Source organism: Dolichospermum sp. UHCC 0406 (assembly GCF_009712025.1).
Lineage (GTDB): Bacteria > Cyanobacteriota > Cyanobacteriia > Cyanobacteriales > Nostocaceae > Dolichospermum > Dolichospermum lemmermannii.
In genome coordinates this window covers 58,115-81,268 of record NZ_VILA01000015.1, presented here as the reverse complement: position 1 = coordinate 81,268, position 23,154 = coordinate 58,115, and the positions used below count along the sequence as shown (strand labels likewise).

Annotated in this window: 26 protein-coding genes and 2 pseudogenes; 21 read left to right on the top strand and 7 right to left on the bottom strand. The window is 37.6% G+C overall.

The window, feature by feature from the left end; translation table 11 throughout:
• Window positions 1-1,209, bottom strand: a 1,209-nt coding sequence (locus tag FJR09_RS13740; protein ID WP_217361123.1) for a filamentous hemagglutinin N-terminal domain-containing protein, incomplete at its 3' end; no start/stop codon positions are given.
• A gap of 182 nt (window positions 1,210-1,391) precedes the next feature.
• Between FJR09_RS13740 and FJR09_RS13735 the strand changes: the two genes are divergently transcribed.
• From FJR09_RS13735 to FJR09_RS13700, 9 genes are all read left to right on the top strand, one after another.
• Window positions 1,392-2,132 carry a hypothetical protein gene (locus FJR09_RS13735; RefSeq protein WP_168653756.1) on the top strand — a complete coding sequence of 247 codons (741 nt, stop codon included), beginning with the start codon at window positions 1,392-1,394 and terminating at the stop codon, window positions 2,130-2,132.
• Between the two features lie 10 nt (window positions 2,133-2,142).
• Complete coding sequence (locus tag FJR09_RS13730) at window positions 2,143-2,817, top strand: DUF4231 domain-containing protein (RefSeq protein WP_015079547.1); 675 nt, start codon at window positions 2,143-2,145, stop codon at window positions 2,815-2,817.
• Window positions 2,818-2,861: 44 nt separating this feature from the next.
• Complete coding sequence (locus FJR09_RS13725; protein WP_015079546.1) at window positions 2,862-4,076, top strand: acetate kinase; 1,215 nt, start codon at window positions 2,862-2,864, stop codon at window positions 4,074-4,076.
• A gap of 61 nt (window positions 4,077-4,137) precedes the next feature.
• Window positions 4,138-4,923: a hypothetical protein gene (locus FJR09_RS13720; RefSeq protein WP_015079545.1), complete on the top strand. Its 786-nt coding sequence runs from the start codon at window positions 4,138-4,140 to the stop codon at window positions 4,921-4,923.
• Window positions 4,924-5,058 (top strand): hypothetical protein, encoded by a 135-nt coding sequence (locus FJR09_RS25880; RefSeq protein WP_256370256.1) that lies wholly within the window; start codon window positions 4,924-4,926, stop codon window positions 5,056-5,058.
• On the top strand, window positions 5,003-5,149 hold the full coding sequence (locus tag FJR09_RS13715) for a hypothetical protein (RefSeq protein WP_235081980.1): 147 nt from the start codon (window positions 5,003-5,005) through the stop codon (window positions 5,147-5,149). The genes FJR09_RS25880 and FJR09_RS13715 overlap by 56 nt, the downstream gene beginning before the upstream one ends.
• A 236-nt stretch (window positions 5,150-5,385) precedes the next feature.
• A complete protein-coding gene (gene ftsH3, locus FJR09_RS13710; RefSeq protein WP_015079544.1) occupies window positions 5,386-7,230 on the top strand; it encodes an ATP-dependent zinc metalloprotease FtsH3 in 1,845 nt (614 codons plus the stop codon).
• 291 nt (window positions 7,231-7,521) lie between these two features.
• Entirely contained in the window at window positions 7,522-7,836 is a 315-nt protein-coding gene (locus tag FJR09_RS13705) for a hypothetical protein (protein WP_168653102.1), read from the top strand.
• Between the two features lie 13 nt (window positions 7,837-7,849).
• Complete coding sequence (locus tag FJR09_RS13700) at window positions 7,850-8,302, top strand: hypothetical protein (RefSeq protein WP_168653103.1); 453 nt, start codon at window positions 7,850-7,852, stop codon at window positions 8,300-8,302.
• Window positions 8,303-8,380: 78 nt separating this feature from the next.
• On the opposite strand, the gene glp is transcribed toward FJR09_RS13700, so the two are convergent.
• The 4 genes and pseudogenes from glp to FJR09_RS13680 all read right to left on the bottom strand — a co-directional run.
• Window positions 8,381-9,607, bottom strand: a complete 1,227-nt coding sequence (glp, locus tag FJR09_RS13695; protein ID WP_168653104.1) for a gephyrin-like molybdotransferase Glp — start codon at window positions 9,605-9,607, stop codon at window positions 8,381-8,383.
• Between the two features lie 309 nt (window positions 9,608-9,916).
• Window positions 9,917-13,504, bottom strand: coding sequence for a hydantoinase B/oxoprolinase family protein (locus FJR09_RS13690; protein ID WP_168653105.1), 3,588 nt, complete (start codon window positions 13,502-13,504; stop codon window positions 9,917-9,919).
• A gap of 57 nt (window positions 13,505-13,561) precedes the next feature.
• Window positions 13,562-14,287 carry a DevA family ABC transporter ATP-binding protein gene (locus FJR09_RS13685; protein WP_168653106.1) on the bottom strand — a complete coding sequence of 242 codons (726 nt, stop codon included), beginning with the start codon at window positions 14,285-14,287 and terminating at the stop codon, window positions 13,562-13,564.
• Between the two features lie 68 nt (window positions 14,288-14,355).
• Window positions 14,356-14,544 (bottom strand): annotated as a pseudogene (locus FJR09_RS13680) (HlyD family secretion protein); the annotation flags it as partial.
• Between the two features lie 235 nt (window positions 14,545-14,779).
• Between FJR09_RS13680 and FJR09_RS13675 the strand changes: the two are divergent.
• From FJR09_RS13675 to FJR09_RS13660, 4 genes are all read left to right on the top strand, one after another.
• The gene (locus FJR09_RS13675; protein WP_015079539.1) at window positions 14,780-15,019 is read left to right on the top strand and encodes a hypothetical protein; all 240 of its coding nucleotides are present in this window, start codon (window positions 14,780-14,782) and stop codon (window positions 15,017-15,019) included.
• A gap of 105 nt (window positions 15,020-15,124) precedes the next feature.
• Window positions 15,125-15,310: a hypothetical protein gene (locus FJR09_RS13670; protein WP_015079538.1), complete on the top strand. Its 186-nt coding sequence runs from the start codon at window positions 15,125-15,127 to the stop codon at window positions 15,308-15,310.
• A 31-nt stretch (window positions 15,311-15,341) separates the two neighbouring features.
• Window positions 15,342-16,532, top strand: a complete 1,191-nt coding sequence (locus tag FJR09_RS13665; RefSeq protein WP_015079537.1) for a M20 family metallopeptidase — start codon at window positions 15,342-15,344, stop codon at window positions 16,530-16,532.
• A 134-nt stretch (window positions 16,533-16,666) separates the two neighbouring features.
• Window positions 16,667-16,981 carry a hypothetical protein gene (locus FJR09_RS13660; RefSeq protein ID WP_015079536.1) on the top strand — a complete coding sequence of 105 codons (315 nt, stop codon included), beginning with the start codon at window positions 16,667-16,669 and terminating at the stop codon, window positions 16,979-16,981.
• A 306-nt stretch (window positions 16,982-17,287) separates the two neighbouring features.
• Here the strand turns inward: FJR09_RS13660 and FJR09_RS13655 are convergent, their stop codons facing one another.
• The gene (locus FJR09_RS13655; RefSeq protein WP_168654102.1) at window positions 17,288-17,581 is read right to left on the bottom strand and encodes a DUF3349 domain-containing protein; all 294 of its coding nucleotides are present in this window, start codon (window positions 17,579-17,581) and stop codon (window positions 17,288-17,290) included.
• Window positions 17,582-17,667: 86 nt separating this feature from the next.
• Window positions 17,668-18,039, bottom strand: a complete 372-nt coding sequence (locus tag FJR09_RS13650) for a DUF1308 domain-containing protein (protein WP_254433111.1) — start codon at window positions 18,037-18,039, stop codon at window positions 17,668-17,670.
• A gap of 579 nt (window positions 18,040-18,618) precedes the next feature.
• Here FJR09_RS13650 and FJR09_RS24720 point away from each other — a divergent pair.
• The 8 genes and pseudogenes from FJR09_RS24720 (at window position 18,619) to FJR09_RS13615 (ending at window position 22,906) form a co-directional block, all read left to right on the top strand.
• Entirely contained in the window at window positions 18,619-18,924 is a 306-nt protein-coding gene (locus tag FJR09_RS24720) for a hypothetical protein (protein ID WP_015079533.1), read from the top strand.
• Between the two features lie 35 nt (window positions 18,925-18,959).
• Complete coding sequence (locus FJR09_RS24715) at window positions 18,960-19,217, top strand: hypothetical protein (protein WP_200863844.1); 258 nt, start codon at window positions 18,960-18,962, stop codon at window positions 19,215-19,217.
• A 3-nt stretch (window positions 19,218-19,220) separates the two neighbouring features.
• Window positions 19,221-20,096, top strand: a complete 876-nt coding sequence (locus FJR09_RS13640; RefSeq protein WP_015079531.1) for a hypothetical protein — start codon at window positions 19,221-19,223, stop codon at window positions 20,094-20,096.
• A 64-nt stretch (window positions 20,097-20,160) separates the two neighbouring features.
• Window positions 20,161-20,325: pseudogene (locus FJR09_RS25260) on the top strand (DUF2809 domain-containing protein); the annotation flags it as partial.
• A complete protein-coding gene (locus tag FJR09_RS13630; RefSeq protein ID WP_015079530.1) occupies window positions 20,303-20,527 on the top strand; it encodes a DUF167 domain-containing protein in 225 nt (74 codons plus the stop codon). The pseudogene FJR09_RS25260 and the gene FJR09_RS13630, both read left to right, overlap by 23 nt.
• A gap of 87 nt (window positions 20,528-20,614) precedes the next feature.
• Window positions 20,615-21,709, top strand: coding sequence for a 3-isopropylmalate dehydrogenase (gene leuB / locus FJR09_RS13625; protein WP_015079529.1), 1,095 nt, complete (start codon window positions 20,615-20,617; stop codon window positions 21,707-21,709).
• An 88-nt stretch (window positions 21,710-21,797) separates the two neighbouring features.
• The gene (locus tag FJR09_RS13620) at window positions 21,798-22,058 is read left to right on the top strand and encodes a hypothetical protein (protein WP_015079528.1); all 261 of its coding nucleotides are present in this window, start codon (window positions 21,798-21,800) and stop codon (window positions 22,056-22,058) included.
• Between the two features lie 26 nt (window positions 22,059-22,084).
• Window positions 22,085-22,906: an A24 family peptidase gene (locus FJR09_RS13615; RefSeq protein WP_015079527.1), complete on the top strand. Its 822-nt coding sequence runs from the start codon at window positions 22,085-22,087 to the stop codon at window positions 22,904-22,906.
• Window positions 22,907-23,154 lie beyond the last annotated feature (248 nt).

Genomic DNA, 23,154 nt, shown 5'->3' with positions numbered 1-23,154 from the left:
ACCATTTCCTGCTGTGCCTGAAGATGAATATGTGGAGGAGGATAGGGATTGAGTATTGATATTGCCACCAGCAGTCAGAGTCATCCCCCCACCATTTCCTGCTGTGCCTGAATTTGAATCTGAGTAGGAGTTTAGCGATTGAGTCTCGATATTGCCACCAGCAGTCAGAGTCATCTCCCCGCCATTTCCTGCTGTGCCTGAATCTGAATATGTTGAGGAGTTTAGGGATTGAGTAGAGATATTGCCTTGAGTGGTTTTAAGGGAGATTGCACCCCCATTTTCTGAAATAGAAGAGGAGTTAATATTACCCGTAGTAATATCATGGATGGCATTTACAGTGATCAATCCAGGATTAACGCCACTGGACGAGGTGATATTTATTTCCCCTCCTTTGGTACTAATATCTTTGATATTAATATTGTCTTTTGCTTGCAAATCTACTAATAATCCAGGTATTGTAGTTGATATATTTCCGCTTCCTGTAATTGTCCCAACTGCATTTAATAATAAACTGGGATCATTAGAGGTAATATTCGGATCTGTATTATTAATTTCTATTTTTCCGTAATTAATATTTCCTCCGGCTTTTCCTTGGAGAGAAATTCCTGTATAGTCTCCAATGTTTAAATCTTGGTTTGCCTCTAATGTAGCTGTTTGAGCTTGTAATTGCCCCTCTAACTTCACATTTTTCGCACTGAATGTTAAATCTTTTCCTACTTCTAAATTCCCCTGACTACTAATATCTCCAGGTTGCGAACCAAACTGCACCCCAACAGGTACACTCATTGTCAATAATGGCATTTGAGGATTAGTTGCACTAAACTCATTACCACCTGGAAATATAAAACTATTAGCTGTACTGGCAAAAAATGCCCCTTTAATATCTAACTGGGCATCTTTCCCAAAAATAATCCCATTGGGATTGAGTAAATATAAATTTGCAGTTCCATTTACTCCTAACGTTCCCAAAATATGAGAAACGTTATTTCCTGTCACTCGACTAAAAATATTATTTATCCCTGAAGGGTTGGCAAAATATACTGACTGTAGGTTATTGACATTAAATTCTGAGAAGCTATGAAATAGACTGCTTCCCCTTTGTGCGCCACCTTCTATTAAGTTAGCAGGAGTAACACGGGAGCTTTCATTGCCCAAAGTGGCATCAGGTGTAATTTGTGCTATAGCTATTTTTGCAGGAGATAGAAGCAAGACAGCCAATAAGGCAAGTGTCCTCAGTGCCGAAGAAGATCCCTGATTTTTCCCTATAGCAGAAAAACTAACTTTGCATTGACTAAAATTTTTAGTGTTACTCACAGTAAATTAATGATATTGTACTGTTATTGACAATTAAATATACTAAGTTTTAACTTAAAATAAGTCAAGTTGGATAAATGGAAAATTTTTTTAAGCTTGCTTTTAATCAAGAGCAAACAGCGATCGCAATTAGGGTATCCGAAGTTGCTGAATTGCCTACTGCACTGGGACAAATGAGCCTTGGTGATTCCCGTCCTATTTTAGTCATAGTCGGGGGTGCAAGTCAGATTAGCGATGCTGATTTTCTCCGTATCCAAAGCTTGTTTGTGGAAGTGTTAGCCCCAATTGCCGAAACCTTGGGCGCTTATGTTGTTGATGGAGGTACAGATGCGGGGGTAATGCGATTAATGGGTTATGCCCGTAATCAAATAAATGCCCAATTTCCTTTGATTGGTGTAGCACCAATCGGCAAAGTGATTCTACCTGAGCAAACTACGACACCATCTGATGATGCTTCACCCCTACAGGCTGATCATACTCATTTTGTGTTAGTTCCTGGCAACAATTGGGGCGATGAATCTCCTTGGATAGTAGAGGTTGCCACTGTTTTAGCAGAGGCTTCTCCATCACTAACGGTGCTGATTAACGGGGGGGAAATTACATTTGTGGATGCTTTGAATAGTGTTACTGCTGGTAGGTTGGTAATGGCGATCGCTGGTAGTGGCAGAACCGCAGATAAACTTGCTTTGGCTGTAGGTGGAAATACTACCGATGAACGAGCTACAAAATTAGCTGCATCAGGTAAATTGCAAACAATTAACTTAGACGCGGAAAAAGAAGAGTTAACCAAAACAATTACTAATTTACTTTCTAGTTAAGGAGTGCATCATGGCTAAAAAAGACCCTTATCGGGAGTTTTTAAAGAAAGATTTTGGCGAGATTTTTGATACATTGAAACTGCCAGCTTTACAAAGAAAGTTTTTAAATTCTCGGTGGTTAGATCAAGTTCTCTGGATGGAAGCACAAGCAGGCCAGGCGCGAAATCGGTATTACACCGCTAGGCTGATGACGATTGTTGGTGGTATAGTTCTTCCTGCTTTGGTGAGTCTAAATCTGAATAATGGTAAAGTCCGAGATACTCTTGTTTGGTCAACTTTTGGTCTTAGTCAAGTTGTAGCAATTAGCGCTGCGGTGGAAGAATTTTTTCACTATGGAGAACGCTGGCGACACTATCGCCGCACAGTAGAATCTTTGAAAACCCAAGGTTGGCAATTTTTTCAATTGAGTGGTTCTTATGTAACTTATAAAACTCATGAAGAGGCATTTACCATTTTTGCCAGCCAGATAGAAGAAATTATTCAACGGGATGTAGAAATTTACGCTACCCAAGTTGTACAAGAGAAGAAACAGGAAGAAAACAAGAATAATGAAAATGGTAGTAATAATGATCAATCAGGAACTTCTAAAAGCAGTTCTAGTACAACCACTTATAAAGATGATTCTGTCGCCCTAACTTGGGGTGATAATTCCGTTTCTAAAGGTGGCAAATCTGCGGTTAATTAACGGTAGCTGGACAGCTAAATATTAGGAACAGGGAATTGGAATTTATGAAAATACTCATCCTCAATGCCGGTTCTAGCAGCCAAAAGAGTTGTCTGTATAACATTACAACCCCGATTCCTAATTTAGCCCCCCAACCTCTGTGGGAAGGAAAAATAAATTGGACTCAAGACCAAAATCAGGCAGAAATTACAGTCAAAACAGCTACGGGTGCAACACTGCAAGAAACCATTTCTGGTGATTCTCGACAGGTGCAATTTACTCATTTGTTATCTACTCTTATTAATGGTGAAACCAAGGTAATTGATGATTTAGCAGCCATAGATGTGGTAGGACATCGAGTGGTACATGGTGGTGAAGATTACCAGAATGCTGTAATAATTACGGAAGATGTGAAACAGGCGATCGCTCACCTATGCAATCTAGCCCCAGCCCATAATCCAGCCGCTTTAGCTGGCATTGAAGCCATTGAAAATAGTCTGGGGAATATCACCCAAATTGCAGTTTTTGATACCGGATTTCACCACACGTTACCCGATGCCGCAGCCATCTATCCTATCCCCTATCAATTAGTAGAACAAGGTATCCGTCGTTATGGCTTTCATGGTATCAGTCATCAGTATTGTGCAAATCGAGCCGCGGAAATTCTTGGTCAAGATTTACAATCTCTGCGGTTAATTACCTGTCATTTAGGTAATGGTTGTTCTTTAGCCGCCATCAAAAATGGTTGCAGTATTGACACAACAATGGGATTTACTCCCCTGGATGGTTTAATGATGGGTAGCCGCAGTGGTTCAATTGATCCAGGGATTTTAATTTATTTACTGCAACAGTATAATTACTCTAGTCAAGAATTAGATAATGTGTTAAATAAATCTTCTGGATTAAAAGGTATTTCTGGAGTATCAAGTGATTTAAGGGAGGTGATAGCCGCAAAAGACCAAGGTAATCAGCGCGCTCAACTAGCTTGGGATATATACGTACATCGTCTCCGGGCTGGTATCGGGGCAATGTTGGCTAGTTTAGCCGGTTTAGATGTTTTAGTTTTTACGGCTGGAGTCGGTGAAAACTCCCCAGGAATCCGTCAAGCAGCTTGTGAAGCCTTGGGATTTTTGGGACTAAAAATTGATGCTGATAAAAACCAGCGCCAACCTATTGATGTTGATATTGCCACATCTGATTCAACCGTGCGAGTATTAGTCATAGAAACTCAAGAAGATTGGGCAATAGCTCAAAAATGTTGCCAATTGGTGCAACAATAATAAAATTGAGGGACTATGGTCATTTTTAATTTTTAATTATGAATTTTTAATTACTGGAAGTATGTTCTTATCTCGTGAAGCTATTACCACACCTTTAGTCGTTTGCTTGTGTATTACCAGTATTAGCTTAATACAAATACCAAAGCTGCAAAAACTATTAACCAGTCAACAATCTATTTCTGTTGAAACTCTGGAAAAAGACCTCAAAAAAGAAAGTCTTCGCTTGAACTTACTGAAAAATGTACCTAGTTTTAGTTATAAAAACCTGATTGCAGATTGGGTATATATTGATTTTTTGCAATTCTTTGGCGATGATGAAGCCAGAGATAGAACAGGGTATCGTCTCAGTCCAGAATATTTTGAAGTTATTTTAGGACGTGACCCCCGTTTTCTAGACGCTTACCTAGGACTTTCTGTAAGTAGCTCTTTATACGGTGGGATGCCAGAAAAATCTATAGCTTTAATGGACAAAGGATTAAAATCTTTATCTCCACAATTACCCAACAAATCCTATTATATCTGGCGTTATAAAGGCACAGATGAGTTATTGTTTTTAGGTAATGCTCAAGCAGCCCAAACATCTTTTCTCAAAGCCGCAGAGTGGGCTAACACTTATACTGACGCGGAAAGCAAGCAAGCAGCATTTAGTTCTCAAAAAACCGCTGAGTTTCTCAGTAAAAACCCAGATAGTAAATCAGCCCGTATTTCTACATGGATGATGGTTTTAAATAATAAAGTTGATCAAAAAACTCGCAAACGAGCCATTCGGGAAATTGAAGCTTTAGGAGGGGAGATAGTCACTAATCCCAACGGTACAAGTAGTATTAAATTACCAGAAAAAGATTAATTGGTCAGTGGTCAGTGGTCAGTAGGGGCGAAGCATTTGCAAGATAAATTATCGGTCATTGCCAAAAATAGTTCTCCAAATGCTTCGCCCGTACAGTTGTCAGTGGTCAGTAGGGGCGAAGCATTTGCAAGATAAATTATCGGTCATTGCCAAAAATAGTTCTCCAAATGCCTCGCCCGTACAGTTGTTAGTTGTCAAGAAAGAGGCAATAGACAATAGGCAATAAATATTTTCCCTGCTCCCTGCCCCTGCCTCTTTTCTCCTGACTCCTGCTGAGAATCGCTACAATAGAACTCCTATCATTCTCATGTTTTAGACTTGCAGGAGGTGGGAGATAATTTTTAGCATGACAGGAGGATTATTTTGAGATATCTTAAAATAAGTTAACATAATTATCATAATGTCCTCTTTCTTAGAGAAGCTAAGTATAAGCAGCAAACCAGTACAGGAGAATCAACATCAGTGAATAATAAAAGATGGAGAAATACGGGGCTGTACGCGCTCCTTTTTATAGTTGTTATTGCCCTAGGAACAGCATTTTTTGACAAACAACCCCAAAGCCGGGAAACATGGCGCTACAGCCAGTTTATCCAAGAAGTTAAACAAGGCAGAGTTGAGAGAGTTAGTTTGAGTTCTGACCGTTCTACAGCTTTGGTAACACCCAAATATGATCCTAATAAAAAGATCGTTACCTTAGTTAACGACCCAGATTTAATCAATACTCTGACAAATAAAGGTGTTGATATTGCCGTATTACCTCAAGCAGACGAAGGATTTTGGTTTAAAGCTCTCAGCAGCTTATTCTTCCCTGTATTGCTGCTAGTTGGTCTATTTTTCCTTCTCCGTCGCGCTCAAGGTGGACCAGGTAGCCAAGCCATGAACTTTGGTAAATCTAAAGCCAGAGTGCAAATGGAACCCCAAACTCAAGTGACATTTGGGGACGTTGCGGGTATTGACCAAGCCAAATTAGAACTAAATGAAGTTGTAGACTTTTTGAAAAATGCCGATCGCTTTACCGCTATTGGTGCAAAAATTCCTAAAGGTGTACTTTTAGTTGGTCCTCCTGGTACTGGTAAAACCCTGCTTGCGCGGGCTGTTGCTGGAGAAGCAGGTGTTCCTTTCTTCTCAATTTCCGGTTCTGAATTTGTGGAAATGTTTGTGGGTGTGGGTGCTTCTCGCGTCCGCGATTTATTTGAACAAGCAAAAACTAATGCTCCTTGTATCGTCTTTATTGATGAAATTGACGCGGTAGGTCGTCAACGGGGTGCTGGTTTGGGTGGTGGTAATGACGAACGGGAACAAACCCTCAACCAGTTACTAACGGAAATGGATGGTTTTGAAGGTAACACTGGCATTATTATTATTGCTGCTACCAACCGTCCTGACGTATTAGACGCGGCTTTATTACGTCCTGGTCGTTTTGACCGTCAAGTTGTGGTAGACCGTCCTGACTACGCTGGAAGAAGCGAAATTCTCCGAGTTCATGCTCGTGGTAAAACTTTATCTAAAGATGTAGACTTGGATAAAATTGCCCGTCGGACTCCTGGTTTTACCGGTGCAGATTTATCTAACTTACTCAACGAAGCGGCAATTTTAGCCGCCCGTCGGAATTTAACGGAAATTTCGATGGATGAAATTAATGATGCAATTGATCGTGTATTAGCGGGTCCGGAAAAGAAAGACCGGGTAATGAGCGAAAAGCGCAAAACTTTGGTTGCATACCATGAAGCAGGTCACGCTTTAGTTGGGGCTTTAATGCCTGACTATGACCCTGTGCAAAAGATTAGCATTATTCCCCGTGGTCAAGCTGGTGGTTTAACTTGGTTTACCCCTAGTGAAGACCGTATGGACACTGGTTTATATAGCCGTGCTTATTTGGAAAATCAAATGGCTGTGGCTTTAGGTGGTCGTCTGGCTGAAGAAATCATCTTTGGTGAAGAGGAAGTTACTACTGGTGCTTCTAATGATTTACAGCAAGTTGCCAGAGTAGCTAAACAAATGATAACTCGGTTTGGCATGAGCGATCGCTTGGGTCCAGTAGCCCTTGGTCGTCAACAAGGAAATATGTTCCTGGGTCGAGATATTATGTCAGAACGCGACTTTTCAGAAGAAACCGCTGCTGCTATTGATGAAGAAGTGCGGAAGTTAGTTGATACGGCTTACATTCGAGCTAAAGAAGTTTTAGTTAATAACCGCAAGGTTTTAGATGAAATTGCTCAAATGCTGATTGAAAAGGAAACCGTTGACGCTGAGGAATTACAAGAAATCCTTGGTAATAACGATGTGAAAATGGCGGCTTTTGCGTAATTTTTTCTAACCTTTTAAAAAGGGTAATTCTGGGTTTTCTGGAATTACCCTTTTTTTTGAAGTTATAATTGAATTTTTCTCTCTGCGCTCTCTGCGTCTCTGTGGTTCGATTCAAAAATAATTTATCTAACCACAGAGGCACAGAGGACACAGAGAGAGAAAATAGAGAGTTTTTTGCATCAGTTTTGGGACATTTTTTATTTAGAAGTCCCTAAACTTGCATGATACTATTGTTTAATTTATTATTCGATTCCATAAAAACATCTGTAGAGCAGTAACCCGTTATATATCATGGAAGTTTTACCATTACCCAATAATTGGCAAGATATTCAACCTGACGTTGTATATTCTTCGACTTATGATTTGCAAGTTTCATTTAGCGACGAACAAATAAAATTAGGTATAAGATATGATAGTAAAGGAAAGCATTTAAAGGCAATTGCGAAAGGGTTAGTACACCCACAGGGTAGTAGTGGGCTTGTTGATTCTCAAGAAAAAGGATATAATTTAAAGTCTAAAGTGTTAGGTAACGGTGGTGATAGACGGTTTCACGCCAAATATGTTAATGGTATATTACATTTTCCTGGTTTTGTAACACAACATTAATCCAGAATAGATTATGACTACACTTCAATTGAAAAATCACCAAATCTGGCAAGATTTAACTGAGATATTAGAAAATTTAGATACTAATTCTCTTGTTCAAAAACATCTTCAACAATGCTGTTATACAATCAATGGTTATTGGGATGAACAGGATGAATATTATGACTCAATTAGCTTACCTCACACTATAGAAGCAGAATTAGTTAGTAGTTTTGTAGGTGTTACCCAAGATAAACGTTTTCTAAAACTCAAATTTTCTCTTATTGGTACTACTACTATTTATGCTAAAATGATCCCTCATGATCCCCATGATAAATCTTACCCATTCGGAAGTCCAATTATTCAAAATATAGGTGAGTTAGTTCTTATCTATAATGAAAATCTAGAATTAATTGATGAAAATTGGCTTTTAGATATAGATTCTCCTCTACTTGTGCTTGATAAAAGACAAGTTACTAACACCTGAGTAAATGAACCACGAAGGGACGTTCGCGCAGCGTCCCGTAGGGATAGAACACGAAGGAAGAAAAGAAGAAGGTTTGTTTTATCTTATTTGCAAAACTAAGGTTTCTTCTCCTGGAGTAACTAAGGTTTTTCCTACTGGTAAAATGGCTAAAGCATCTGTTTGGGATAAGTTAATTAAGTTCCCAGAGTTTAAATTGCCACTTGTTTGCTGAAATTCATAAATACCATTATTTAAATTTAAGTTACCCCAAATATAAGTTTCCATTTTTCCGTTAGATTTTAACTCGGAATGGGATTTTACTTTTAAAAGTTTTGCTTCCCAACTTTGATTAATTCCTGAAAGTTTTTTGATTGTCGGTTGGACAAATCGCCAAAATGTCACTAATGCAGAAACGGGATTTCCTGGTAAACCAAAATAAAGGGAATTGGGAAATGTGGCAAATGTCAGAGGTTTTCCTGGACGCATTTGCACGGCGCGAAAATGGATTTCTGCCCCCAAAGATGCTAATATATTATCAATATAATCATAATCACCTACAGAAACTCCACCAGAAGAAAGAACTATATCAGCATGATTAATGGCATAATTTATAGTCTCTGTTAATGCAGTTGGATTATCTTTAACAATTCCTAACATTAACACTTCTGCACCTGATTCTTTGACTAAAGCGGCTAAAGCATATTGGTTAGAATCTACTATTTGTCCAGGTTTTAGGGTTTGTTCTGGTGTGACTAATTCATCACCACTAGAAAAAATTGCCACCCGTGGACGACGTAAAACACTGATTTTAGGCAATTGTGCAGCCGCTAAAATGGCAATTTCCGCTGCATTCAGGGGAATTCCTGCTGGTAAAAGTTCTTTTCCGGCTTGGTAAAAGTCTCCTTGGTGTCTAATAAATTCTTGGGGTTGCGGTGTAGCTAAGATAAAAACTTGATTTTCCTGCAATTTAGTTTTTTCCTGCATAATTACAGTATCCGCACCTTTTGGGATGATTGCACCAGTGAAAATCCTGGCTGCTTGTCCTGGTTTAATAGTAATTTGGGGTTGATATCCTGCGGGAATCTCTTCGACAACTGCCAATATGGTAGGATTTTCAGGATTTGAATTTTGTACATCTTCATAACGCACTGCAAAACCATCCATTGCGGAATTATCCCAATGGGGAAAATCTAAAGAACTAATCACAGAAGTTGCTAAAATGCGGTGAGATGCTGTTAATAAATCCACAATTTCAATATCATGTTGTTGATTTAAAGGTTGGACAGCATTGAAAATAATAGTTTCGGCATCTTGGACTGATAACATAATGAATAAGTAGGTTAGCGTTAAAAATTGTCGTTATAGCAAGGCAAAAGGCAAGGGGGAAGAAGTTTTCAGCGATTTTACATTTCTTTACACTGAATAGAAATTTAATAGTTAATTAGTGAGCAGATACCCAACTTCTACTTTAGAATTAGATTATGTATCATATATTTATTTAACTTACCTTTGGGGGTTAAAGTCCCCTGCTTCTACAAGCAGCGGGTTTTGCGTCGGGGTAAAATCCCCGTTGCAAAACGTAATTCTAAATTCTAAATTCTAAATTCTGCATTCTTTTAAGAAGTTGGGGATATTTTATATCTCCCCATAACCACCACCTCCTGGAGTTTCAATGACAAATATATCTCCAGGATTCATTTCTACCACAGCTTTACTTCCTAATTTTTTCACAGTTCCATTATTTCTTTCTACATAATTTTTACCTATCATACCTGCTTTCCCACCACATAAACCAAAAGGGGGAATAACCCGATGATTTGCTAAAATTCCCGCTGTCATATTTTCCAAAAACCGCAACCGTCGAATTACACCATTTCCACCGTGATATTTACCTTTTCCTCCGCTATTTTCCCGAATTGCAAAACTTTCTAAAATTACCGGAAACCGCCATTCTAAAACTTCAGGATCTGTTAATCTAGAATTAGTCATGTGGGTATGAACTGCGTCTGTTCCATTGAAATCTTCACCCGCACCAGAACCACCACAGATAGTTTCATAATATTGATATTTCGTATTACCAAAAGTAAAATTATTCATCGTTCCTTGGGAAGCAGCTAACACACCCAAAGCCCCATATAAAGCATCTGTAATTGCTTGGGAAGTTTCCACATTTCCCGCAACTACCGCAGCCGGATAATGGGGATTTAACAGACAACCTTGAGGAATAATCACTTCCAACGGTTTCATACATCCTGCATTTAAAGGAATATCATCATTTACCAAAGTGCGGAAAACATATAAAACTGCTGCTTTACAAACTGCTGATGGTGCGTTAAAGTTATTATTTAATTGCGGTGAAGTCCCAGTAAAGTCTATTTTAGCATTTCTGAGTTTTTTATCAATAGTAATTTTAACTTTGATCATACTTCCATCATCCAAAGCATAACTAAAACTCCCATCTTTTAAAACTTCAATTACTCGACGAACTGATGCTTCGGCATTATCTTGGACAAAACCCATATAAGCTTGCACAGTTTCTAAGCTGTAGTGTTCTACCATTTTCAATAATTCTTTAACTCCCAGTTCATTCGCTGCAATTTGCGCTTTTAAATCGGCGATATTTTGAGGAATATTCCTCGCTGGGTAAGGTTCACTGCTGAGTAAATTAATTAATTCCTGTTCGCAGAAAACCCCAGAATTAACTAATTGAAAATTATCTAATAAAATCCCTTCTTCTGTGACACTTGTACTATAAGGTGGCATAGAACCGGGAGTTATTCCCCCAATATCTGCATGATGTCCCCGTGAAGCTACATAAAAAATAGGAAGATGAGAATTAAGAAATATCGGAGTAATAACTGTAATATCTGGAAGATGAGTTCCCCCATTGTAGGGATTATTAGCAGCGAAAACATCACCAGGTTGAATATTATTTTTATGAGTGGAAATTAAAGCCTGAATACTTTCACTCATGGAACCTAAATGTACAGGAATATGGGGGGCATTTGCGACCAATTGTCCATGGTTATCGAAAATCGCACAGGAAAAATCGAGCCTTTCTTTGATATTCACAGAAGAACTGGTATTTTGTAATGTTATTCCCATTTGTTCAGCAATTGCCCGAAACAAATTATTGAAAATTTCCAACATGACAGCATCAGGATTTTCAATTTTCTCATTTGTATTTTCCACTGACAACTGACTACTAACAACTGACAAAACCAAATTCTGAATATTAGTTAATTCCGCTTGCCAATGGGGTTCAATAATATTTGTCCCCGTCGCTTCTACAATAATTGCAGGTCCAGAAATACAGTCTCCCGGTTGTAAATTCTCCCGACGATAAACTGGGGTATCCCACCATTTCCCAGCAGTAAACATCTGTACGGTTGTATCTGCAATCGGTAAATTATCATTTATCCGAGAAATTACAGATGGAAATGGGGCATCATGATGTAATACTAACTCCACCGTCACCGCTTCCACAATCAAGGGTTTTTCCTCGGCAATAAAGCCGTAACGCTGACGATGTAACTCTGCAAACTGATTCTGCATTGCTGCTAAATCGGCAAAATTTACAACCAAAGCCGCATCTGTTCCTTCATATCTTAAATACAGCTTTTTATACATTTGAATCCCTGTATTACCAGGATCTTGACGGTTTAATTCTTTTTTTCCCTCTGCTGCTAATTCTGTGAATACTACTTTTAAATTTGACAATATCCCTAATTCTAAAACCGCTTCAATAGCTTTTTCTTTTAACACCCTCACATCTGCCAAACCCATACCATAAGCAGATAAAACTCCAGAATAGGGATGAATAAATACCTGTTTCATTCCCAAAGCGTCAGCAATTAAACAAGCGTGTTGTCCACCTGCACCACCAAAACAGCATAAAGTATACTCAGAGACATCATAACCACGTTGGAGGGAGATTTTTTTAATCGCATTGGCCATTTTATCAACGGCAATGGTAAGAAAACCCGTTGCTACTTGTTCCGCTGTGCGATTATCACCAATTTCTTCTACCAATTCCGCAAATTTACTCTTGACAATTTCTACATTCAATAATTTGTCAGCATTTGCTCCAAATACTTGAGGGAAAAAAGCAGGTTGCAACTTACCTACCATGACATTACAGTCTGTCACCGTTAGGGGTCCGCCTTTGGAGTAGGAAGCAGGACCGGGATTTGCACCGGCTGATTCTGGTCCAACGCGATAACGAGAACCATCAAAATGTAAAATTGAACCGCCACCCGCTGCAACGGTATGAATAGCCATCATTGGAGTTCGTAACCTAACTCCAGCCACTTCTGTTTCTAAGGTACGTTCATATTCACCATTATAATGTGCAACATCCGTAGATGTACCACCCATATCAAAACTGATAATTTTATGAAATCCTGCCATCAGACTAGTTTGGACTGCACCAACGATTCCCCCCGCCGGACCGGACAAGATACTATCTTTACCAAGAAAAGTTGCTGCGTCAGTTAAGCCTCCATGAGATTGCATAAACTGGAGAGTAACGTTTTTTCCTAACTGACTCGCTACCTGATTCACATATCTTCGTAAAATCGGCGATAAATAAGCATCAACTACCGTTGTATCACCACGACTGACCAATTTCATTAAGGGGGTAATTTCGTGAGATACGGAAACTTGAGTAAAGCCAATGTTTTTAGCGAGGTTAGCAACCTGTTTTTCATGGTTGGTGTAGCGATAACCGTGCATAAAAACAATTGCACAGGAATGAATCCCGCTATTATAAGCTGTTTGCAGTTGAGGACGAATGGCATCTAAGTTTAAATTAATTAATACATCACCTTGGGCGTTATAACGTTCTTCTACTTCAATTACTTGTTCATATAACATTTCTGGTAAAATAATCTGCCGGGCAAAAATATCGGGACGGTTTTGATAGCCGATTTTTAAAGCATCTCGAAAGCCTTTGGTGATGAGTAAAACAGTTCTATCCCCTTTTTTTTCCAGTAGGGCATTTGTAGCTACTGTTGTTCCCATTTTGACAATTGTGATTTTGTGTGAGGGAATAGTTTCATGATCTGAAATACCTAAAAGTTCCCGAATTCCCTGTATTGCTGCATCGGTGTAACGTTCGGGATTTTCGGATAATAGTTTGTGAATTTGTAATTTACCGTCGGGGCATTTGGCGACAATATCAGTAAATGTACCACCCCTATCAATCCAAAATTCCCAAGTCATTGTAGATTAACCCTCTTACAGAATTTATAAATTAGAGAAAACGGTATTAACAATATTTTAACCAACTACATCCTGCAAAGAATCACTTTTTTCTCGGACAAGATGGCCATCTTCCATGTAAACAATTCGGTCAGCAATATCTAAAATGCGGTTATCGTGGGTAACAAGCAAAATTGTACAACCATGCTCTTTTGCTAGTTTCTGCATTAATTCTACTACATCTCGTCCCGATTGTTTATCAAGTGCGGCGGTAGGTTCATCTGCTAGAACTATTTTCGGTTGACTTACCAATGCACGAGCGATCGCAACTCGTTGTTTTTGTCCCCCTGATAAGTTATCTGGATAATAATTAAGCCGATTTCCTAATCCTACCTCTTCTAGCATTTTTTGTGATTGGATTAACATTTCTTTTCCAGACATTTTCGGATGTAATTCTAAACCCATTCTCACATTTTGAATTGCTGTTAAGCTACCATGTAAATTATGGGATTGAAAGATATAACCGTTATTTCTGCGGGCTTGGGTTAATTGTTTTGCATTGGCTTTACAGAGTTCGTTGCCTAATATCCGCAAACTGCCAAATTGAGCCGAACGCAATCCACCAGCTAAGGTTAATAATGTGGTCTTACCTGAGCCAGATGGACCTGTCATAATCACAATTTCACCTGTATTAATGGTGAGGTTGATATTAAATAAAACTTGTTTTCGCAGTTGTCCATTTCCAAAATAATGATCGAGGTTTTGAATGGAGATTACAGGTTTGGGAGAGTTAAGAGTTTGCATATTTGATTGAGGTTTTCAGGATTTTTTTTGCACGCAGAGACGCAGAGGCACAGAAGAGTAATTTTGAGAATTTTACTCACATCACTTTGGTAAACTTCAACTATTGCGTACATCTGATTTATTTGTCCAAGTTCGACAATGCCGTTATTGGATACTACTTCACCTGCACGAGTATAAATGTCAAAAATTACACCATTCTGGGGAGCTTTAACATAAGTTGGATCTAAGTCGGCTTTTGCCTGTTGGGCTGCGAATATGGTAAATAAAATACATTCTATTTCGCGCAGAGGTGCAAAGAAGCAAAGCCGCAAATTTGATTAATTTGTCGGTTTTAAAGATGAGGAAATTGAAAAATTGTTAAAATAAATATGAGATTGAAATAGATGAGTAAATATAATTTATTGGGAGAGATATAAAGTTATTATTGCTTATTGCTCCAGCAATTGGTATTCTTGTAAAAGAAGCCTTAATCCATTTATGAGTATCAAATAAATGAATCACCAAACTACCTTTCAAGAAATTGCTTCTCAAGTGCAATTATTCCAAAGTATAGAACAGAAAGAAAGATTTATATTTGTAATTGGTGCTTTAACATCGCGGTTAATTAGTTTACATAAAGCTTCCGAAATAATGGAAATGGATACAGAAATGTTTTTGAAAGTTTTAGAATTAATGGGGATAGATTTTTCATATCTTACAGTTGAATATATTGCTATAGAGAAAATCTGGTAAGCATGATGAAAATAGTGTTTAATTCTTCTCCTTTAATTTTCTTATCTTCCTTAGGTTTTCTTGATTTATTTTTGACAACATCTTCCCAATTCTTATTACCAGAAAGTGTTAAATTCTCGCTATTTGAATCTGAGTTGTAAATACGATATTGCGGTTGAATTTGTCAAGTACCGCATCAATTCTATCGTGATTAGTTTATATGTATTCCTGGATGCTGAAAAGTTAGCAGGTAAGCCGATAAAATTAGTCAGAATGCGGGTAGCAGTTAAAGCTGTCAAAATCCTAGAGTGAAATATAAGGTGAATGAATTAAAATTATTGCTATGCTGAACCGACTCAAAGACTTAACAACAAATATAGCACCCCGCTTAGTCGAAATCCGTCGCCATATTCATGCACACCCAGAACTTAGTGGGCAAGAATATCAAACCGCTGCTTTTGTTGCAGGTGTGTTATCTGCCAATGGCTTGCACGTAGAAGAGGGAATAGGTAGAACAGGTGTCATTGGTGAATTACAAGGAACTCAACCTAGTGATAGGATATTGGCAATTCGCACTGATATGGATGCTTTGCCTATTCAAGAACGCACAAGTTTAGAATATGCTTCTCGGATTGAAGGAGTCATGCACGCTTGTGGCCATGATATTCATACTACAGTAGGTTTGGGGACAGCAATGGTACTTTCCCAAATTGCCCCAGAATTGGGTGGAAAGGTGCGGTTTTTGTTTCAACCAGCCGAAGAAATTGCCCAAGGTGCAAATTGGATGGTACAAGATGGAGTGATGAATAATGTTGCGGCTATTTTAGGGTTGCACGTTTTTCCTTCCATTCCCGCTGGTTCAGTTGGTATTCGCTATGGTGCATTAACAGCCGCCGCAGACAATTTAGAAATTATTATTATTGGTGAGTCTGGACATGGGGCGCGTCCCCATGAAGCCATAGATGCAATTTGGATTGCAGCGCAAGTGATTACATCATTACAACAAGCTATTAGCCGCACTCAAAACCCTTTGCGTCCCGTCGTATTGAGTATTGGCCAAATTAATGGCGGAAGAGCGCCAAATGTAATTGCTGATAAAGTACAGTTATTAGGAACAGTGCGATCGCTTCACCCAGAAACCCGTGATAAACTACCACAGTGGATTGAAAACATAGTAGCTAATGTTTGTAATTCTTTCAACGCCAAATATCAAGTTAATTATCATCAAGGTGTCCCCAGTGTCCAAAATGATAATGCTCTAACACAATTATTACAATCCTCCGCAGAAGAAGCTTGGACTAATGATCGTGTCCAAATTTTACCAGAACCATCATTAGGTGCAGAAGATTTTTCTGTTTATTTAGAACACGCCCCTGGTTCAATGTTTCGCTTAGGTGTAGGCTATGAAGAGAGAATAATTAATCATCCCTTGCATCATCCCCAATTTGAAGTTGATGAATCTGCTATTATTACTGGAGTAGTCACATTAGCTTATGCAGCTTATAAATATTGGCTAAATAAGTCAGAAGTATGATTTGTGTGATTGGTTTGATTTAGATGATTAATTAGTCAAACAAATCACAAAAATCACAGAAATCACAGAAATCACAAAAATCACAGTCCAGAAATTGCTCTTTAAATAAATTCCAGAAAATTACACCGTCAATCATGCCACCAATTGAAACTATAGATTCAAACTCATCAGAACAAAGCACTAATAATTGGTATTTAGTCACTGTCCGTTCTAAAAAACGAGAAGTATTTTTGAAATATCTGAATTTAGCTATTAGCCAAAATCAATTACAAGACTTGGTAATAGAGATAAAAAGTCCCCAAGACGCAGTTTATCAAGATATTGTTTTATTAAATATCAGTAATTTCAAAAATGCCTATATACAACTTAAAAAAATCGAATGTTTCCAAAATATCGAACGAAAACCTTTAGCATTACCACAAGTAAATAGAATGTTGGGTATTGGGTAAAGTTTACGTCATTGATGATAATATCCCCAACGTCTTTATGACTTACGCACTGTACAAATTAATCATTTTATGTTTTCACAAAAATAGCCAGTTTTAGGCTGTGATTAATGATTGTATTGATCGTAAACAGACAAATATGGTAAGGGTTTAGCAATGCTAAACCCCTACTGATATTGTAAACTCTGGAAAAATTCTACCTTGTTGACGACAACGCACAGGTTTTGTCCTAGTCATAATTTCCCCTACCTCATATACTAATTCACACTAATTCCGCAGCTAAAAGCCTACTTTCAAAAGCGATATCTATTATCCTTCATCAAGCCACTGTATATAACCACACATAAGTAATCTTTCCTTTAAATTAGCAATAGCTTCAGATGTGGGTACATCAATTGACTGTACCCGATATACATCATTGAGGACAAGACTATAATCTTTACCGCTATAGTAAGCTACAACTTCAGCTAAATTCCTATCTGACATTTCCTCACTGAGTAATGCTAAAAGCGGTAAATAAGATTGTAATTCTATTCCCTTGGGGAAAGCATTTTGAATTAATTGATATGTACTTTGTAAATGTGGTGAAATAGTGATTTGCATGATTAATTACCAGTTAAAGGAAAAGGTGGATGAATATATACATGAAAATCCACACCTTGAGCAGAAGCGGCTCTGACTGCTTCTGCTCAAGGTGTGGTGGTGACAATATTTAGTTGATCACCTGTACCTAATATAATAATATCGTTTATTCCTAATTTTCGTGTTGGTTGCAGATTTAAAGCTTTAGGTGATGGGTTATCGGGGATGATAGTTACTCTTTGCAAAAGGCGATTAGCTCTGTTTTGTTCTGATAGTCTAGCAATAGTTTTCACTATGTTAGTGAACTCAGTAAAAGCAGTTTGAGTCATTACCATTTCTTTTCCGTTTACGTATTGTCGCAATTCATAGCGATGAGGGGAATTTTCGGCTATAAGAGCTATAGCAGTTCCAGTATCTAGATTAAGCACTTGTTTAGCCTCAATATTAATTTGACCAGAAAGGTTGATTTGGGAGTTCATTGAATCTTCTCTTATAGATGTATATAACTAACTTGATGCTTTCTATAAGTTAGTCAAAGTGCTACACATGGTAAAATACCGTACTTAGAGGTAGTGATATTACTACTTGCTAAAAAATATTTTATATGTATGCGTTTTATCTGTAAAAAAAAATCTCCCACACAGCAGGAGAGATAAAAATGAAGATGATTATGAGATTACTTAGTAGTTAAGCTGCTACCATCAAAAATAGGCGATTCCTACGGAGCGCTTCGCTATCGCATACCATAAAACTATCTGATTAAATGTTCAAGATTTTGCAAATTTATGTCTTGACTTTTGGCGTACATTTAGCTACACAATATATAACAGCTAAACACAAATCATCAAGTTTCGATGATTGCTTATACTAGCTACTTAAATCACTTGCGGTAACAAGTATTGATTTCCGTTGTTGATCCTGCGACGGTGTATTTCACGGTTAGCCAGCCTTATGCTTTCCTTCTCCTGGAATCAGAAAAAAAGGATAGGCCGGGGGGGAGTAAAGTTAAGAATACATCCGCAAGTGATATTTTTTCTTAATTATCCATTACAAATATAATGCAACAAGACTCTCAGTTACTTCTAAAACTCACATCCGAAACTTTACGAGAAAAATTTTATGATCTCAGAAGGGTATTGGATATAGCTGAACTTTTAGAAGTTTCCTATGATCATCTTATTTATCATATATATCTTGTTGAATCTGAGCATCGTTACACAACTTTTGAAATTCCCAAAAAATCTGGTGGTATTCGTCAAATATCAACTCCGATAACTGCAATTAAAATTATTCAAAAAAAACTTAATCAAGTTTTACAAGCTGTATATCAAACAAAGCCAATCATCAAGAAGTCACAGGTTTAACAACTAATCTTTTTCCTAATGTTAATCGAAAATATGTGCGTCAAGTTCGAGCAATGCTTTATGCCTGGGCTAAGTTTGGACTTGAATCTGCGGAAAATGAATATTTTGAGAAATATTTATTGAAATCAAGATCACCTTTAAAAGAAACACTGAAATTTCAGAAAGTATTAAGAGGAAAAATAGAGTTTATTGGTATGGTAAAAGGCAAAGAAGATTCTATTTATCAGAAATATATTAACCAATATAAAATTTTATCAGGGTTATCAATGATTAATAAAGGAGAGGAAGATTAATTGATGGATATAATACAGCAAAAAATACTAGAACAAATAAATTTTAATTTGCAAAGTATTTCCCTATATATAGAAAAATTATCTAAGGCAGAAATCAAACTAGATTCTAATAAAATAGATTTGATTCATTATTCAAATCATGAATGGCTAAATATGTTAGAATATCAAGATTTAAAAAAAAGACTTGAAGAATATAATGAACAATCAACTGATGCTAGTATGAAAAATAATTTTGCGGAGTATTGCCGCAAAGTATGTTTACAAATAGAAATTTTGGTGAATAAATTTACAGAGAAGCGATATGGTGATGAAAAACTTCAAGATAGTCAATATAAAAAATTACGAGATTTTTTTAAAACTGCAAAAGAAAATTTTAACCAGTATCAAGATAGGGAATATAAGTTAATTAGTTATATTATGGAAATTAGAAATGTTGGCAGTCATGGAGATCATAATGGTAGATCAATCTTACAAAGAATAGAGTTGAAAGGTAAATCTATAAAAATCAAACTACAAAAAACAAAGAATACGGTTTCTCCGAAAGAAATACAAAATATATTCTCTGAATTTGTATCTTATTACGATAAATATAATCCAAAAACTAATAATCCAAAAATTACTGATAGAACTGAAGAGGGATATACAGTTATCACCTTATCTAATTTAAAAGATAAATATTTTGATTGTAATTCAATTATCCATTATATTGAAAGCAATAGAACTACATTGAGACATAAGCTAGGCAATGAGTTCAAAATACTTCCAGATAAACATCAGCATCCAAATGAACTTAAAATATTTTTTGAACAACAAGATTATGCAGAAATAAAACATACAATGAACTGGTTTATTCAAGAAATAGGTAAACACCTAAAATAAAAATATTGGGAATATTCTTCAACTCATATTTTATCCTATACAAGAACCTCTTTTTCTTCTTTAGCATCCACCATTATTAGAAGCCATCCGTGCTACCTTAATAGATAAGTTATTAGGGACTACCTTTGCTTGGTGGGATTTTCCCCATTATCTTTTAGGTTCTATTTTGGGTTGGTTGTGGATAGAAAAACTGCGAGGAATAGATAATGCAAAAAAGAGTAAAAGTTAAACCAAATTCTCAACAGCAAAAGATTGAAGAATTAGCAGATGGTAGTTTAACTGTACATCTTAAATCACCACCAGTAGATGGTAAAGCTAATGAAGAGTTAATTAAACTACTAGCCAAAAAATTTGATGTTGCTAAATCCTCTATCAGAATTAAATCTGGGACAACATCTCGACAAAAGGTAATTGAAATTGATGGAATTTAGGGCAATTATCAATTACCAATCACCCATTTGGCACAATTGCTAGGTATGATATCTTATCTGCAAACATTTACCCAGTAAAACCTGACTATGACTCAAAACTACCGCATTACCCTACTACCTGGAGATGGCATTGGTCCCGAAATTATGTCCGTAGCAGTGGACGTGCTGAAATTTGTCGGTAAACGCTTTGATTTTTCCTTAGAATTCTCCACAGCTTTAATTGGTGGTGCTGCTATTGACGAAACCGGCGAACCACTACCCGCTGTTACCTTAGATATGTGCCGCAATAGCGATGCTGTCTTACTCGCTGCTATTGGTGGTTACAAATGGGATTCTCTCCCCTCAAATTTACGCCCAGAAGCAGGTTTATTAGGGTTGCGGGCTGGTTTACAACTATTTGCTAATTTACGTCCTGCGAAAATTCTCCCCCAGTTAATTGACGCTTCCACCTTGAAACGAGAGGTTGTAGAAGGAGTAGATATTATGGTGGTGCGGGAACTCACCGGCGGGATTTATTTTGGTAAACCCAAAGGCATTTTTACAACAGAAACCGGAGAAAAACGCGGTGTAAATACGATGGTTTACACAGAATCAGAAATTGAACGCATTGGCCGCGTAGCTTTTGAAACAGCGCGGAAACGAGGTGGTAAACTCTGTTCAGTGGATAAAGCCAATGTGTTAGAAGTATCTCAATTATGGCGGGAAAAAATTACACAACTTTCCTCAGAATATACTGATGTTGAGTTATCTCACTTGTATGTAGATAATGCCGCCATGCAATTAGTCCGCGCTCCCAAACAATTTGATACAATTGTTACAGGAAACTTATTTGGTGATATTCTCTCTGATGCTGCGGCAATGCTCACAGGTAGTATAGGAATGTTACCTTCTGCTAGTTTGGGGGCTGATGGGCCCGGTGTCTATGAACCAGTTCATGGTTCGGCCCCGGATATTGCCGGACTTGATCAAGCCAACCCCTTAGCACAGGTTTTAAGCGCCGCCATGATGTTGCGTTATGCTTTAGACCAAGCAGCAGCAGCAGACTTAATTGAAAATAGCGTGTTACAAGTTTTAGAACAAGGTTATCGCACAGGAGATATTATGTCCCCAGGAATGAAACTTGTCGGTTGTCGAGCTATGGGCGCAGCACTAATGGAAATTCTGCAATTAAAATCACGTTAAAGTGTAAATCTGGAAGTTTTACTATTTATTGTGAAAACTTTCAGATACACTAAAAGCAAATCTGTAAATCTCAATATAAAAGCCAATTGTGTACGCTTTACAACAAGAACAGGCAAACTTTACCCACTCCAAAAAGCATCCTTCTTTGATTGATCCTACTGTAATTAGAGCAGCTAGTCACATCTACTATACCTACTGTGAAGTCCATCCAGAAATAGTAGGAAAAGCTACAGGAGTAGCAATTAGTCGGGTAACTCATCGGGGTAAAGTGATTTTTACTAAGTACCCAGTGTTATTACCACAGGAATGTTTTGTGCCGTTGAATCAAATTGAGTCCTATATGTATTAGTCAACTGACAACTGACAAATAATAATATGGACATTTTAATGAATATTTCAGCCAGTATCATTGTCTTTGTTTTGGGTGCATCTCTGGGTAGTTTTATTAATGTTGTGGTTTATCGGCTACCCGCTGGCTTATCAGTGCTGTGGCCACCTTCTCGCTGTCCCAAGTGCTTAAATAGGTTGAAGGCTTATGATAATGTCCCGGTTTTCGGTTGGTTGTGGTTAAAAGGGCGGTGTCGTTATTGCCAAACTCAGATTTCTCGCCGTTATCCATTAGTGGAGGCATTAACAGGGATAATATTTTTAATAGTATTTTGGGTTTTTCAATTTTCAATTTTCACCCTGGGATATTGGGCTTTTTGTAGTTGGTTATTGGCTTTATCTCTTATAGATTTAGATACAATGACCTTACCTAACCCCTTAACTAAATCGGGTTTAATTTTAGGAATAGTCTTTCAAATGGCTGTGGGTTGGTTATCAGAACCGACTGCGGTGGGATTATCAAAACGCTTAATAACCGGAATAGCCGGTGCAGTTCTGGGTTTATGGCTGTTTGATGCGATCGCCCTTTTAGGTTCTATGGCTTTTGGCAAAACGGTCATGGGTGCAGGTGACGCTAAATTAGCTGCTATGATGGGAGCATGGTTAGGATGGCGTTATTTACTACTAGCGGTTTTTATCTCCTGCATTTTGGGAGTATTCGTCGGTGGTGGTGCAATTATCCTCTCTCGTCACCAAATGGGACAAAAAATGCCTTTTGGACCCTTCCTAGCGTTAGGTGCGGTAATCACTGTTTTTTGCGGTGAAGCTATTTTGTCCCCATATATGAGATTATTTTTGCCTGGATCTTAATATCATTTTTTAAATCTTTTTTTGTTTCATGCTTATGGTTTTATCCACTTAAACCTGTATCGCACCTGACTGTAGCTGTGATTACCCCATTGAGATTTAAATATGTCTAAACTATGATTTTTATGATTTTTGTGATTTTTATGATTAACTAATCATCCAAATCAAAATAATCAAATCAATCATCCCAATCAAAACAATCACGCAAATCATAGTTATGACATTGCTTATGGTTTTATCCACTTAAACCT